The 12015-nt window shown below is 55.3% G+C and carries 11 protein-coding genes; 3 read left to right on the top strand and 8 right to left on the bottom strand.

The window, feature by feature from the left end:
• Positions 1–46: 46 nt before the first annotated feature.
• Positions 47–1603, bottom strand: a complete 1557-nt coding sequence (locus ACFOWX_RS11875; protein ID WP_381424373.1) for a class I adenylate-forming enzyme family protein — start codon at positions 1601–1603, stop codon at positions 47–49.
• 227 nt (positions 1604–1830) lie between these two features.
• Entirely contained in the window at positions 1831–2217 is a 387-nt protein-coding gene (locus tag ACFOWX_RS11880) for a GxxExxY protein (RefSeq protein ID WP_381424375.1), read from the bottom strand.
• Positions 2218–2377: 160 nt separating this feature from the next.
• On the opposite strand from ACFOWX_RS11880, the gene gyrB reads away from it, so the two are divergent.
• On the top strand, positions 2378–4909 hold the full coding sequence (gene gyrB / locus ACFOWX_RS11885; protein ID WP_381424377.1) for a DNA topoisomerase (ATP-hydrolyzing) subunit B: 2532 nt from the start codon (positions 2378–2380) through the stop codon (positions 4907–4909).
• Positions 4910–4930: 21 nt separating this feature from the next.
• Here gyrB and ACFOWX_RS11890 read toward each other — a convergent pair whose 3' ends face one another.
• Both ACFOWX_RS11890 and ACFOWX_RS11895 read right to left on the bottom strand, forming a co-directional pair.
• Positions 4931–5521: a GNAT family N-acetyltransferase gene (locus tag ACFOWX_RS11890; protein WP_381424379.1), complete on the bottom strand. Its 591-nt coding sequence runs from the start codon at positions 5519–5521 to the stop codon at positions 4931–4933.
• A complete protein-coding gene (locus ACFOWX_RS11895; RefSeq protein WP_381424382.1) occupies positions 5518–6501 on the bottom strand; it encodes a dipeptide epimerase in 984 nt (327 codons plus the stop codon). Before ACFOWX_RS11895 ends, ACFOWX_RS11890 begins: the two co-directional genes overlap by 4 nt.
• Before the next feature lie 14 nt (positions 6502–6515).
• On the opposite strand from ACFOWX_RS11895, the gene ACFOWX_RS11900 reads away from it, so the two are divergent.
• Positions 6516–6887, top strand: a complete 372-nt coding sequence (locus ACFOWX_RS11900; RefSeq protein ID WP_381424384.1) for a YkvA family protein — start codon at positions 6516–6518, stop codon at positions 6885–6887.
• Here ACFOWX_RS11900 and ACFOWX_RS11905 read toward each other — a convergent pair.
• Complete coding sequence (locus tag ACFOWX_RS11905; RefSeq protein WP_381424386.1) at positions 6884–8125, bottom strand: polyhydroxyalkanoate depolymerase; 1242 nt, start codon at positions 8123–8125, stop codon at positions 6884–6886. The two genes, ACFOWX_RS11900 and ACFOWX_RS11905, sit on opposite strands and share 4 nt — an antisense overlap.
• A gap of 159 nt (positions 8126–8284) precedes the next feature.
• On the opposite strand from ACFOWX_RS11905, the gene ACFOWX_RS11910 reads away from it, so the two are divergent.
• Positions 8285–10111 (top strand): ABC transporter transmembrane domain-containing protein, encoded by a 1827-nt coding sequence (locus ACFOWX_RS11910; protein ID WP_381424388.1) that lies wholly within the window; start codon positions 8285–8287, stop codon positions 10109–10111.
• 37 nt (positions 10112–10148) lie between these two features.
• Here ACFOWX_RS11910 and ACFOWX_RS11915 read toward each other — a convergent pair whose 3' ends face one another.
• From ACFOWX_RS11915 to ACFOWX_RS11925, 3 genes are all read right to left on the bottom strand, one after another.
• Positions 10149–11018, bottom strand: a complete 870-nt coding sequence (locus ACFOWX_RS11915; protein ID WP_381424390.1) for a hypothetical protein — start codon at positions 11016–11018, stop codon at positions 10149–10151.
• 3 nt (positions 11019–11021) lie between these two features.
• On the bottom strand, positions 11022–11339 hold the full coding sequence (locus tag ACFOWX_RS11920) for a hypothetical protein (RefSeq protein WP_381424392.1): 318 nt from the start codon (positions 11337–11339) through the stop codon (positions 11022–11024).
• A gap of 203 nt (positions 11340–11542) precedes the next feature.
• Positions 11543–11956 (bottom strand): ExbD/TolR family protein, encoded by a 414-nt coding sequence (locus tag ACFOWX_RS11925; protein WP_381425045.1) that lies wholly within the window; start codon positions 11954–11956, stop codon positions 11543–11545.
• Between the last annotated feature and the right edge of the window lie 59 nt (positions 11957–12015).

Below are 12015 nucleotides of genomic sequence, written 5' to 3' on the forward strand. Positions count from 1 at the left end.
TGTCAGAAGGTAATATTATCACATGACTCCGCCATTGCCAGTAAAATCAGGTCACCTTATTTAAGGCCATCTCCCTGAGCTCGGTCTTTAGCAATTTCCCGATATGGCTGCGCGGCATTTCTTCGATGACGTGCAACGCGGAGAGGCGCTGCGTTTTGCCTAGCTTGGCGTTGGTCGCCGCAAGCACTTCATCTGTATCAAGCGCCGCGCCCTTTTGCGCGACGACAAAGCCCAAGGGCGTTTCGCCCCAGCGGTCGGATTCGACGCCAATGACTGCGGCCTCGGCAACATCGGGGTGCTCCATCAGCACATTTTCCAGATCGACCGGGTAGATATTAAACCCGCCCGAAATAATCATATCCTTTGACCGGCCGAGCAGCTCGATAAAGCCATCGGCATCAACGCGGCCAATGTCGCCCATGCGTTGCCAGCGGCTGCCGTCTGCATCGAACCAGCTCGCGTCTCGCGTTTTTTCGGGCTGGTTCTGATATCCGTTCATCATCGTGCGCGACCGCCCGACCAGCTCGCCAATTTCTCCATCGGGCAGGCGGCGGCCTTCTTCATCAATCGTAAAAACCTCGCTGCCGCCCCACGGCACGCCCACGGTGTGCAGCTTGTCGGGATGCTCATGTGCCAGCAGCAGGCACACCACGCCGCCCTCGGTCATCGAATAAATCTCGACCAGTCCGCCCGGCATGCGCTCCAGCACCTCGGCCTTTAGCTCCGCGCTGAACGGCGCGCTAGTGCAATATTTCAGCTGCATCGCCGACAGATCATAATCATCAAACTGCGGATATTCCATCAGGCGCTTATATTGGACGGGCACCAGCATCGTATGCGTCGCGCGGGCCGCGGCGGCGCGTTGCAGCCAGCCCTTCACGTCAAATTTCTTCATCAATAGCGCGGTGCCGCCATAGGCCATTGTCGGCAGGAACAGCCCCAAAGTGGTGTTCGAATAAAGCGGCGTGGACAGCATCGTGGCCTGCCCCGCCACCCCGAAATGCGGCTGCCCCGCATATTGCCGCCAGCGCATTTGCCGTGAATGGACAATGCCCTTTGGCGTGCCCGTGGTGCCGGAGCTGTAAATGATGTTGAACGGGTCGTCGGCGGTGCAATCCGGGTCAGCGGGCGCTGCGCCCTGTGCCGCCATCCAGCAGCGATAATCGGGGTGATCACCCTGCGCACCGTCCAGCATGATGATATGTTTCGGCGCGATTGTCCGCCCCGCCATATCGGCCAACTTGGCGGCATCGATGAAGAGATGGACCGCACCCGAATCCGCCATCATCGCCTCTAATTGCTGCGGCGCGGCGCTGGTGGTCAGCGGCGCGGCGCATCCCCCTGCGCGGATCGCGGCCAGATAGGCGAGCGCATAATGCACCGTGGTGGTGCCGAGAATGGCGACCGCCTGCCCTTTTTGCAGCCCGTCCGCCTGCAACTGCGCCGCGATGCGCGCAGTCAAGGCATCAACCTGCCCCCAAGTCAGCTTTTCATCGCCATCATCCAGCGCAATTTGGCTCTCGCGCTGTTCGCCATGCGCAGCAATCAGCGCGGAGAAATCGCCATAAGGCTCTTCGAGATATTCGATTGGATTGGTGGTCATAAGTTATTGCACGCTGTTGGGCGGGATATTGCGGCCAACCAAGGCAAGCGTTTCCTTACAATCCGCGCCGAAGCCCTCACTGCCGTCTTGCTACACCCTGTAAGCAACGGCAGCGCGATCGTCATGGTAACTGGATATTCCTGCAAATTATTCTCTCCTCTCAAGCTTGAGGATAGTGCCATATTTTGTAAAAAAGGCACGAAGAAAAAAAGGCGCGAGGAATATTTCTATGCAATATTGTTCATGATGCGCCTTATTCCCTGCCGGAAAGTTTCGCTTCCAAAATTGAATACTAGACCCAAAGGGAGCTGCATCAACCGGATATAAGTTAGTGTTTGCTTCACAGGAATAGGACCCAGCTTTTCAATCGACTTCACTTCAATCAACAAAGTGTCTTCGATCAAAAGATCATACCGAAACGCATCCGGATAGCTTATACCATCAATGTTGATACCGACCGGCTTTTGCCGGTCAACCCTTAACCCGCGCTGCTCCAGCCGCCTGGCCAACACATGCTCATAAACGGATTCGAGCAAACCCGGCCCAATCTCGGTGTGTATCTTGAACCCGCAGTCAATCGCAATACTTGCGAGTTTCTCTGCCCTCTCGAGCATAGCCCAGCCCCCTTTGTGGCCTTTTTTCCTTTGTGCCTTCTTTACATCACTGCAACATAACCTCAAAGAATATACAGGTCATTGTTTTACAATCATAAAAGCCTGTGGAAAAATACCCGTTTTGCTTGGGTTTTCCGCCCCGTTTCCCTATAGTAACTCGATGACTGATGAAACCAACGAAATAGGCTCCGGCGGCGATAGCGCCGCCAATCCCAATAAAAATGCATATGGTGCCGATTCCATCAAAGTGCTGAAGGGCCTCGATGCCGTTCGCAAACGTCCCGGCATGTATATTGGCGACACCGATGACGGCTCTGGCCTGCATCATATGGTGTTTGAGGTGTCGGACAATGCGATTGATGAGGCACTTGCCGGGCATTGCGACCTGGTGCTGATTGAGCTGAACCCGGATGGCAGTGTCAGCGTGGAAGATAACGGCCGCGGCATTCCGGTGGATATGCATAAAGAAGAGGGCGTGTCGGCAGCCGAAGTGATTATGACGCAGCTGCATGCCGGCGGTAAGTTTGAAAATACCAGCGATGATAATGCATATAAGGTGTCCGGCGGCCTGCACGGGGTCGGTGTGTCGGTGGTGAATGCGCTTTCCGAATTTTTGGAGCTGACCATCTGGCGCGATGGTAAAGAATATTGGATGCGATTTGAGCATGGCGACAGTGTCGGACCGCTGGTCGAGCGCGGGCCTGCGCCCGATGGCAAAAAAGGCACGCGTGTGACCTTTATGGCTTCGACCAACACGTTCAAAAATGTCACCGAATTTGATTTTGACAAGTTGGAACATCGCTACCGCGAGCTTGCCTTTTTGAACAGCGGCGTGCGGATATTCCTGCGCGACAAACGGCATGAAGAAACAAAAGAGGTCGATCTTTTCTACGAAGGCGGAATTGCCGCTTTCGTTAAATTTCTGGACCGGAATAAAACGGCTTTATTGCCCGATCCCATCGCCATTTCATCGCAGCGGGACGGCATTGGTATTGATGTCGCACTCGAATGGAATGACAGCTATTATGAAAATGTGCTGTGCTTTACCAATAACATACCGCAGCGCGACGGCGGGACGCATTTGGCGGCATTCCGGGCCGCATTGACTCGCACGCTCAACAATTATGCCGACAAATCGGGGATGCTCAAAAAAGAAAAAGTGTCGCTTACCGGCGATGATATGCGTGAAGGTTTAACGGCGATTGTCTCGGTAAAACTCCCCGATCCAAAATTCAGCTCACAGACCAAGGATAAGCTGGTGTCATCGGAAGTGCGCCAACCGCTGGAAAGCTTGATGGCTGACCGAATGAGCGAGTGGCTGGAAGAAAATCCGGGCAATGCGAAAATGGTCATCCAAAAGGTGATTGATGCAGCTGCGGCCCGTGAAGCCGCGAAAAAAGCGCGCGAGCTGACCCGGCGGAAAGGCGCGATGGACATCGCCTCGCTGCCCGGCAAACTCGCCGATTGTCAGGAACGCGATCCCGCCAAATCTGAATTATTCCTCGTCGAGGGTGATTCCGCAGGTGGCAGCGCAAAGCAAGGGCGCGATCGTCACTATCAAGCGATATTGCCGCTAAAGGGTAAAATCCTGAATGTCGAACGAGCCCGTTTTGACCGGATGCTGTCTTCCAAAGAGGTCGGCACGCTGATTCAAGCGATGGGCACGAGCATTGGCCGCGAAGAGTTTAACATCGAAAAATTGCGCTATCACAAGATCGTGATCATGACCGATGCTGACGTCGATGGCGCGCATATTCGCACCTTGCTGCTGACATTCTTCTACCGGCAGATGCCTGAGATTATTGAACGCGGGCATTTATATATCGCGCAGCCGCCGCTGTATAAAGTCGCCAAAGGACGCAGTGAGATTTATTTGAAAGACAATAACGCGCTCGATGCTCATTTGGTCGAAACCGGTCTTTCGGGTGTCATTTTGGAAACATCCGAAGGCGCGCGCAGCGGCAATGATCTGGCCGCGCTGGTTGAACATGCACGGCGGATGCGCAGCTTGATGGCTTATGTGCCGCGCCGCTATGACAGCACGATCATCGAAGCGATGGCGCTCACCGGCGCCCTAAATCCCGATTATAGTGGCGAGATTGATAGCCAGGATCGCAGCGATGCCGTGCAAAAAGCGGCTTTGTGGATGCAGGCGCAGGATAGCGAAGGCCGGTGGACCGGACGCATTTCAGCAGAAGGCGGCTATCATTTCGAGCGGCTATGGCGCGGGGTGACCGACCATCACATTATCGAACCGGCATTCCTGACCAGCGCTGAGGCGCGTAAATTGCACAAGCTTGCCGCCGAACAAAGCGGTAGCTATTCCGTACCCTCCCGGCTGGTTAAAGCTGCCAATGTGGCGGCCAGCGATGATGGAGCGGTTGAGGAAGAATTTGACGCAAATACAGGTGCGGGCACGCTCATCACGCGGCCATCCGAGTTGCTTGATGCGGTTTTGGCCGCCGGGCGCAAAGGGCTGGCTATTTCGCGCTATAAAGGCTTGGGCGAAATGAACGCGGAACAGCTATGGGAAACCACGCTCGATCCCAATCATCGTTCCTTGTTGCAAGTCACGGTTGAACAGGCCGATTTGACCGATGATATTTTCACCAAATTGATGGGCGAAGTGGTGGAGCCACGGCGCGACTTCATTGTCGAAAATGCGCTTAATGTGGCGAATTTGGACGTGTGATCCGCTGCAAACTTGCCAACCCTATGAGGCTGAATAGATTTTGGCCGTGGGGCTAGAAGGGGGGCTGGCGGGGCGCGGGCGTTCAAGCACGATCGTCTCGGATTCCTTGTATAAAGTCCGGCGTATCTCCTGAAATCCATATTTCTGCGCCAACCGGATCGATGGGATATTGCCGTCGCTGATGATACATTGATAGGCCCGCGCCGACATATGCGCATCCCCCCATTGCAGCGCCGCGGCTAACGCTTCGCTGCCATAGCCCAGTCCTTGCCCAACGGGCCCCGACGCCGCACGCCCCAGCACCCAAGCCATTTCGGGAATATCGGCAAGCGGCGGGTCCATATCGCGCATGAAATCGGCATAGCCCACCTGCCCCAGCACGGTGCCGTCGCTGCGCCGCTCGACAATCCACATGCCATAACCCAAAAGCGCCCACATGGCCGGACCGCGCAGGAATTTCTCCCAAGCGAGCGAGCGAACAGTAATCGGCCCGCCTTTATATTGGGTCCGCTCGGCATCTTGGCCCATTTCAAAAATAGCCTCAAAATCAGCACGTTCATGCCCGCGCAAAATGAGCCGCTCAGTCTCCAATCGGGGCGCTGTATATATCATAGTGGCGGCAATATCATCCCGTCTGCGAAACGAAAAGCATCGTCGCGGTCGCCAGCGAGCAGCGCCGGGCCGTCCAAATCCACCCAGTCGGCAAGCTGCGCCAAAAGAAACGCGGGCGCGATACCCAGGCTGGTTGACAGCATACAACCCGACATAATTTTCAGGCCCGCCGCCCGTGCCTGATGCGCCATTTCGATGGCTTCTGTCAGGCCGCCTGCTTTGTCGAGTTTGATATTGATACCGTCATATAAATGGGCGCAGCGGACCACGTCGCCCGCATCGTGACAGCTTTCATCAGCGATCAACGGCAAGGATGCGGTGACACGCGCCAGTGCGCCGTCATCACTATGCGGCAATGGCTGCTCCACCATCTCCACCCCCAAATCGGCCAGCGCCTGTGCCTCTGCGGCGATGTCCAATCCGGTCCAGCTTTCATTCGCATCGACAATTAACCGCGCATCGGGCGCACCGGCGCGGACCGCCGCCACTCGTTCGGCATCGCCATCACCGGTTAGTTTCAGTTTCAGCAAGCGGTAGCCTTGCTCCGCCGCCCGCGCTGCATCGGCCTGCATCGCGCCAGCTTCACCCAGCGATATGGTAAAGGCGGTCAGCAAGGGTTTCGGCTGCGGTAGGCCCGCAAATTGCCATAACGGCATTGCGGCCTGCTGCGCCGCCAAATCCCACAGGGCGCAGTCCAGCGCATTGCGCGCCGCACCGCGCGGCAAAAGCGACTGCACCGCCTGCTTCGCCGTCATACTCTCCATATCGTGCAGCTGATCTGCCACCGACATGACTTGATTCAGGCACCGGCCTGCGGTTTCGCCGTCATAGTAAATGGCTGTGCTTTCACCCATGCCGGTATAGTCCCCGTCGCAGACCGCAACGACAAGCACATCGACATCCGTTTTTGCCCCGCGCGCGATGATAAACTCGCCATTCACGGGCCAGCATTCTATGACAGCGCTGATCATCAATCCCATGAGCGCGTCATGACATGAAAAATCTTCGCAGAATAGCCAAAAAGCTGAAATTACATGCCCATGCGACTTGGCTATGCGCGCGCGATCCGAGCTTAGGGTCAGGGCCCAGATTGTTGGCGCTCTGCATCGCTGCATATGCCTTGTCGCCGATTGACCTGATCCCTGATTTTATTCCGGTTCTAGGGCTGATGGATGATGCCCTGCTGATACCGGCAGGCATTTGGTTGTTCCGCCGGATAACGCCGCCCGAAATTTATGCTCGGGCATTGGAACAAGCAGAGGCAGCCGCAGACCGGCCCGTTAGTTTTGCCGGGGCCGCCGCAATTATCCTGCTATGGGCCGCCGCAATTGCCCTGATCAGCTATTGGTGGATGGCGCGCGGTTAACTGGCGCTGCCATCATGTTTGCGGATCCAATCTTCCAGCACCGGCGCAATTTTTGTGCGCCATTTGCTGCCATTGAAAATGCCGTAATGGCCAACTTCGGGGACTAGATAATAATGCTTATTCTCATCCGGCAATTTGCTCGCCAGCGATAGCGCAGCCTTTGTCTGACCAATGCCGCTAATATCGTCGCGCTCGCCCTCAACCGCCATGATTGCTGTGCGGGTAATCGCCGCTGGGTCGACCAGCATACCGCGATAGTTAAATTCGCCCTTGGGCAGTAAATGACGCTGGAACACGACATCGATCGTTTGCAGGTAAAATTCGGCGGTCATGTCGCAAACGCTGCGATATTCGTCGTAAAATTCCTTATGCTTGTCGGCACCATCGCCGTCGCCATCGACCAGATGGTTGAACATTTGCCAATGGCTGGTCATGTGGCTGCCCAAATTCATCGACATGAAGCTATATAGCTGCAAAAATCCGGGATAGACGCGGCGGCCTGCACCCCGGTAGTAACGCGGTACGGTGGCGATTACATTTTGGATGAACCATTCATGCGGTTTGTCGGTCGCATGATCATTCACTGCGGTTGGCGCTTCACGGGTATCAATCGGTCCGCCCATCATGGTCAGCGTGCGCGGGGCGAGCGGATGGTTTTTCTGCCCCATGATCGCGGCGGCAGCATAAGCGGGCACCGATGGTTGGCACACCGCGAGCAAATGCGCTCCGCGTCCGTCCTTATCCGGGCCCAGAAATTCAAGCCACTCAATAATATAATCAATATAGGTTTCCAAATCGAAACCCCCGCCGGTAAGCGGGACATCACGGGCGTCGCGCCAATCCGTAATCCAGACATCATGGTCCGGCATCATCCGCTCAACCGTGCCGCGCAGCAAGGTGGCGAAATGGCCCGACATAGGCGCAATGATCAACAAACGCGGCGCGTTGCGGTTTTTGGCATGAACGAAATGTTTCAATTGGCCAAACGGTTTGCGCGCTTCAACCATTTCCTCGACCGGATATTCCGTGCCGTCAATGGTGACACTGTTTAATCCAAATTCGGGTTTGCCGCGAATTTCAACCGAATGGGCAAATACGTCAAGCGCAGATGCAGCGACGCTGCCGCCCAGATAGCTGACCGGATTGAGCGGGCTATTGAGTATCTGCGCCTGCCAGCCCGCGATCTTGCCTGCACCGGCGAGTATATTTTTCTGCATTTCATAAGCTGTATATAGCATTATTTGCCCCTATTTCTGGCCTGCATAGATGCGACCCTGCAAGCTCTTAGCCTGCATACATAGGCATAAATTGTGCATTGCACCATAGAAAAGCGACAAATTGCAAAATTGAACCTATGTTCAATTGTGACGCAGCGGTGAGCCTGCTAGAGCGGCGTCATGAATGATACTCCTTCCGCATCCGCTAGCCTGATCTCATCCGATGATGCCGATTCAACGCAAAGTCGCGCAGTGACCGAGCAAAAGGCAAAACCGAAACTATCCAGCCTGTGGATGATTTGGGAGCGGGTGAAAGCCTATCCCAAACAGCTGGTCTTCGCGCTCCTTGCCTTGATTGTCGCGGTTGCCGGAACCCTCTCAATTCCCGCCAGTTTCAAGGCGATTGTCGATAATGGATTTATCGATCAGGATATAGACATCACGCCCTATTTTTACGGCTTAATGGGGATTACGGTTGTGTTGGGTATCGCCACGGCCTTTCGCTTTTATTTCGTCAGCTGGCTGGGGGAGCGGGTTGTCGCCGACATCCGCACTGATGTGCAGAAAAACCTGCTGCGCCTTGCGCCAAAATTTTTTGAAGAAAACCGCCCGGCCGAAATTGCATCGCGCATGACATCCGATACCGCGGTGATTGAACAAGTGGTGGGCACAACCGTGTCGGTCGCCATTCGAAATTTCTTTCTGGGGCTTGGCGGCATTGGCTATTTGCTGTGGCTCGCGCCAAAGCTGACCGGCGGCCTGCTTATCGGTATTCCGCTCGTGCTAACGCCCGTCATCCTCTATGGCCGCAGATTGCAAACGGTCGCCCGCACCAGCCAGGACCGGGTTGCCGATGTCGGGACGATCGTTTCCGAGACATTGGGCGCCATGAAAATTGTGCAAGCCTTTGGTCAGCAGCAGCGCGAGGGCGAACGCTTTGGCACCGCGGTTGAGGAAAGCTTCAAAACCGCAAAGCGTCGTATTTTCCTGCGCGCGACGCTGACCGCGATGTTTATCATGCTCATTTTTGGCGGGATCACGATCCTGGTATGGCAAGGCGTAGAGGCGGTCCGCGCCAATACGATGAGCGGCGGGTCCATCCTTGCTTTCGTTATCACGGCGGGGATTGTGGCAGGCGCATTTGGCGCATTGAGCGAGGTTTATGCCGATCTGGTGCGCGGCGCGGGCGCATCCAGCCGCTTGGCCGAGCTGCTGAATGAGGAGCCGGATATCGCGCCGCCTGCAAAACCCGTTGCATTGCCCGTGCCGCCGCGCGGGCAGCTATCCTACGACCGTGTAAATTTCCGCTATCCCACCCGGCCAGAGGTTCTGGCCCTCGAGGATTTCACCCTGAAAGTCAGCCCCGGTGAAACGGTGGCGGTCGTCGGGCCATCAGGTGCGGGCAAATCAACCTTGTTCCAACTGGCGCAGCGTTTTTACGATCCCGAAAGCGGACAAGTGCGCATGGACGGGGTCGCCCTGACCAGTGCGGATCCCGCCGACATCCGCGTCCGCATGGCCTATGTGCCGCAGGATACGGTGCTATTCGCATCATCCGCGCGCGATAATTTGCGCTACGGCAATTGGGATGCGAGCGACGACATGATCTGGGAAGCCGCGCGAAAAGCCAATGCAGAAGGATTTTTGCGCGATTTGCCCGATGGGCTCGACACTTATTTGGGTGAGGGCGGAGCGCGGCTTTCGGGCGGGCAGCGGCAACGTATTGCCATTGCCCGGGCTGTGCTGCGCGATTCTCCGATATTGCTACTGGATGAAGCTACATCGGCGCTTGATGCGGAAAGTGAACGGCTCGTGCAGGATGCGCTCGATAAGCTTATGGAGGGCCGGACCACCATCGTCATTGCCCACCGCCTCGCTACCGTTCGGTCGGCACAGCGGATCATCGTGATGGATAAAGGCCGGATCGTCGAGGAAGGCACCCATAACGATCTGAGCAAAGCCGGCGGCCTTTACGCCCGCCTCGCCAGCCTACAATTTGATGCGTGATGCACAGAACGGGTCTGGTGCCAATGCATCAGTCACTTTACAGGACCCCTTGAGCGCGCCGGTATTCGCTTGTGTTGATAACTATGCCGTCGACCAACTCATCAACAACGATCACCAGATAGAGATGGTCAGCGATAGACACAGATTGCCAATGCGAAACACGGACGCTTCGCCTGTCATCCGAAAGCTTTAATTCAAACAAGATATGGGCGTCGGCCAAGGACAGTATATCGCCAATATCGTAATTTTCATCATAGGCCGCTTCATAGCTTTTGATATAATCGGCTTTATATGCCGCGACCTGTTCCCGTTCGGTGGCGGTTAATGGCCTTGGTTTCCCCGCATTGCTCTGGTCAACGGTAAAATTCGCAATGTCCGCAACTGCGATAACGGGGATAGATTTGCGCCCCCAATTTGGCACCATATATTGTGCGACCATTTGTTCCGGTTCGCAATTATCCGGCATGCCGCGATTGAAAAAATCGGTGAACGGCATGTTGGGAGGGTATTGTGTGATATCAAGATATTGGTTTTGGGGATCAACCCGGTGATTTGAGCCACACATATCATCGGCAGGCATATGTTCGAGATAGGGCGGGTAAACATCACCCTGATACCCAGTCCGCTTCGCGCTTTGCGAATTCGATCCGCTCGGCGGTGTCTCTGCCTGATTTGGGAAGGAGGCCAATTGGATAGTTTTGGGCGCGGTCTTGGTTTGCGCAGAGGCTTCTTCTGATCCATCCTCTTCGTTGGTCAGTGGCACCAGATAGGCCTGACCGCTTGGATAATATTGGCCGATATATAAGGATAAAGCGGTATCATTGTCAGGTTCCGCATGACTGACACCTACCGACAAACAGCTTAGAGCTAGAGCCATAGTGATGATATAGGATAAACGTCTGATCATATGTTATTCAGGCGCGGCCATGTCTACTGGGCCGCCAACCGGATCGCTGCTATCCATGGAAACCGGCGTGGCGTAGAGCGAGAAGGCAAAGCCGCTAATGAAGGCACATAACCCGGTGACTATGCCGGTTTTTGCGGCCTTGGATTGACCGTCCATCTTGCGGCCGAAAAACCAGCTAATCATCGCCACTATGGCAAGCAACAGCCCAGCCAAGAGTAACCCGCCGCTGAAGCCGAACAGCGATGAAACGCCGCTCATTGCAATGGCACCCAACACCGATAGCATCGCTACTATACCAGCAACCCTTGATATATTGCCCATGTTTACTTGCCCCTCCATTATCACTGCTGAGCAGCTATCATGCATAATGCTATATGCAAAAACACTTTATGGGAACCACTATCGCGCAAGCGGAAGATGATCATGCCAGCGGCGTTCATCATGGGAAGGCGATAATGCCGCGTAATGATAGTCCATAGTTGCATATCCGCGGCAAGGCACCGATTTTGCCGCTAATCGCCCGCTCAACGCGGAAGGCGCTGTGCCTTGGCGAAGACCCGATATTGTTCATTACCGACAAAGCCAAAATTTTGAACTCCGCTGCCTTTAATCAACGCCATGGTCCGATCGACGGTATCATAGACCGCGTTCGGCGATGGTTGAAATTGCAGTTCCAGTTCAGGCGTCATCACCGTTGTTTGGCGCAGATAATTGTCGAGTTGGTCCAGTGATACCGCTGTGCCATTCCACATGATCGTACTGTCGGGCAGGATCACCACTTTGTTGATGACGGGATTGGGTTCGACGACGGCGCCCGGCGGCGGGGCGGCTGGCAAATCGATGGTAACCGCATGGGTCACCGGCGGGATGGTAATGATAAACATGATAAGGAGGACAAGCATAACGTCAATGAGCGGAGTCGTGTTCATTTCCATCATGGGATTGCCTCCTTTTGGCTGATCGCCAATCTTTCCGGTGCCCTTCGCGATGCTGAATT

The sequence above is a fragment of the Sphingorhabdus arenilitoris genome (genome assembly GCF_042651485.1).
GTDB lineage: Bacteria > Pseudomonadota > Alphaproteobacteria > Sphingomonadales > Sphingomonadaceae > Sphingorhabdus_B > Sphingorhabdus_B arenilitoris.